3 protein-coding genes are annotated in these 2775 nt (G+C 66.8%); all 3 read right to left on the bottom strand.

All coding sequences use genetic code 11. From position 1 onward, the window contains the following. Positions 1 to 424 (bottom strand): aldehyde dehydrogenase family protein (locus tag ACRDUX_RS03110; protein WP_526410921.1); only part of this gene is annotated, 424 nt, incomplete at its 3' end. 35 nt (positions 425 to 459) lie between these two features. After that, on the bottom strand, positions 460 to 1629 hold the full coding sequence (locus tag ACRDUX_RS03105; protein WP_526410919.1) for an acyl-CoA dehydrogenase family protein: 1170 nt from the start codon (positions 1627 to 1629) through the stop codon (positions 460 to 462). Next, positions 1626 to 2762: a Zn-dependent alcohol dehydrogenase gene (locus ACRDUX_RS03100; protein WP_526410917.1), complete on the bottom strand. Its 1137-nt coding sequence runs from the start codon at positions 2760 to 2762 to the stop codon at positions 1626 to 1628. Before ACRDUX_RS03100 ends, ACRDUX_RS03105 begins: the two co-directional genes overlap by 4 nt. Positions 2763 to 2775 lie beyond the last annotated feature (13 nt).

The raw sequence follows: 2775 nt of genomic DNA, 5'->3' as shown, positions 1-2775 counted from the left end.
CGCGGCCGCGCTGCCCGGAGGGGATCACTTCGCCAAGGGGGGTGGTGGCCAGTTCGGCGGCTTGATAGAACTCGATGACGCTGGCGCCGATCTCGCCGAGGGCCTTGGGTCCGGTGGCACCGCCTTCCCGGACGAGGACGTCGCGGAATCGGTCCGTCGCCGCGTCCAGCAGCGCACCGGCGCGGCGTAGGATGGCGGCGCGTTCGGTGGCTGGGGTGGCGTACCAGTCACGTTGGGCGGCAACGGCTCCGGCGACGGCCCTGTCGACTTCGGCGCTGGTGGCGGATGCGGTAGTGCCGATGACCTCCCCGCTGGCCTTGTCGGTCACCGGCAGCGGTGCGCCGTCAGAGGCGATGAACTCCCCGTTGAGGAAGATGGTGCCCGGTTCGAACGAGTCGGTGAGTGTGCCCTTTGATGCGGACATGGTGGTCACGTCGCCTCCTTTGGATTGGTTGTCGGTCAAGCGTGGATGTCGATCAGGGACCAGTCGGCGCGTGCTGCCGCCCGGCCCAGCATCAGGGCGTGGATTTCGCTGGTGCCGTCGATGATCTGGGTGATCTTCGCGTCGCGCATGAGCCGCTGTACCGGGTAGTGCAGGTGCACCCCGTAGCCGCCGTGGAGCTGGACGGCCTCGGTGGTGTGACGCATCGCGGCGTCGGTGGCGAACATCTTGGCCGCCGAGATCAAATGCGCGTCACCGCCGCCACCCGTCGCGAAGCTTTCCACGCCCTCGCGCAGTAGGCCGCGGGCCGCGAGGTAGTCGGCGTGCATGTGGCCGAGCTTCTCCTGCACGATCTGCAGGTCGGCCAGCGTGCGTCCGAAGGCCTCGCGCTCGCGGACGTAGGCACTGGTCTCCCGCAACGCGGCGCGCATGAATCCCACGCCGTAGCAACCCGCGTCGAGGCGGGCCAGGTTGAGGCCTTCGAGCATGCCGCGGAACCCGTCGACGTCCAGCCGCCACGACGAGGGCACCCGGGCGCCGTCGAAGTGCACGTTGGCCATCGGCATGCCCCGGAACCCGGACATCGGTTCGTCGTTGCCCACCGTGACGCCCTCGGTGTCCAGTGGGACGACGAAGGCCGCGGTGGGCGCATCCCGGTCGGCAGATTCCAATTTGGCCAGCACGATGACGAAGTGTGCCGCGGGGGACTGTGTGATCCAGGCCTTCTCCCCGGAGATGCTGACGGTGTCGACGTCAACGGTAGTGGCCACGGTCCGGCCCGCGCGAATGTCGGTGCCGGAGTGCGGTTCGCTGAGCGCGAAGGCGCCGCGGATGGAGCCGTTCATCAAGCCGGGTAGCCAGCGGTCGCGGATCTCACTGGGAGCGTAGGCCGCCAGGAGATAGCCGTGCAGCCGTGCGATGGAGATGCCCAGCGCCACCGACCCGGAGTACGAGGCGATGAGCTCCGTGGTCTCGTGGGCCAGAGCGAACCTCGCCGGGTCGATCTTGCCGTCCTCGGAGAAGATCAGTCCCTGCAGTCCGAGGGCGGCGGCTTCGGCGAGCAGATCGGGAAAGAACTCGCCGGACAGGTCGATCTCCTGAGCGCGTGCCGCGACCCGGGTTCGACAGAAGTCGTTGACCACGCCAAGGAAGTCCTGGGCGTCGCCGTCGAGGTGTTGGATGCTCATGGGGTGTCCACCCCGTTGTCAGCCCACTCGTAGCGGATCACTCCGCGAAGGTTCTTGCCCGACAGCAGATCGTCGTAGGCGTCGTTGATCTGCTCGAGGCGATATTCCTTGGTGACGAGATCGTCGAGGTTGAGCTGGCCGGTGTCCCAGAGCCGCAGCATGGCCGGAATGTCGTTGCGCGGATTGCAGCCGCCGTTGAGCGAGCCGGTCAGCGTCTTCTGCCAGAGCACGAACTCCGAGGGGTTGATGGGAATATCGGGCTGGTCGTGGCGAGTGAGACCCACGATGGTGGCCTGGCCGCCCTTGCGGACCGCCTTGACGGCCTGCCCGATGGTCTCCGGTGTCGCGATCGCCTCGAAGGACCGATCCACGCCGACACCCCAGGTGAGCTCGTTGGCGAACTCGACGGGGTCGGTGGTGTTGGGGTTGACGGTATGGGTGGCGCCGAAGATCTTGGCCTGCTCCAGCTTCCAGTCGTTGATGTCGCAGGCGATGATGCGCTTCGCGCCCGCGAGCTTGGCACCCTGGACGATGTTCATGCCGATGCCGCCAACCCCGAAGACCATGACGTCGTCACCGGGCTTCACTCCGCCGCGGTAGATCGCGGTGCCGACGCCCGTGGTGACGCCGCAGGCGACCAGGCAGGCGCGTTCGAGGCGGTAGTGCGGCTCCACCTTGACCACCGATTGACCTGGTACCACGGTCCATTCGCTGAACGTGGAGACCAGGCAGAACTGCCCGAGTTCGGTGCCGTCGTCGTCGCGGAAGCGATAGGTGCCGTCGATCTGGGGCCCCAGCACGGTGTAGGCACCCAGGTCGCACAGGTTGGTCTGCCCGTTGGTGCACCACCGGCACGTTCCGCACGACGGCAGGTAGGACATCACGACGTGATCGCCCGGCTGCACGTGGGTGACGTTGGCGCCGACCGTCTCGACGACGCCGGCTCCTTCGTGCCCAAAGATCATTGGCAGGGCTGCGATTTGGTCGCCGGTGACGTTGTGCATGTCGGAATGACAGATGCCGGAGGCCGCGAGGTGTACCAGCACCTCGTTGGGACCAGGTTCGTCGAGTTCGACCTCCTTGACCTCGAACTTGGTGTGGAGGCCATAGATCACGGCGGCCTGTGTGCGCATGTCAGTACTCCTT

The sequence above is a fragment of the Mycobacterium sp. genome (genome assembly GCF_050701675.1).
Taxonomy (GTDB): domain Bacteria; phylum Actinomycetota; class Actinomycetes; order Mycobacteriales; family Mycobacteriaceae; genus Mycobacterium.
The sequence above is the reverse complement of the archived record's forward strand: the minus strand, read 5'-3'. Positions and strand labels throughout refer to the sequence as shown.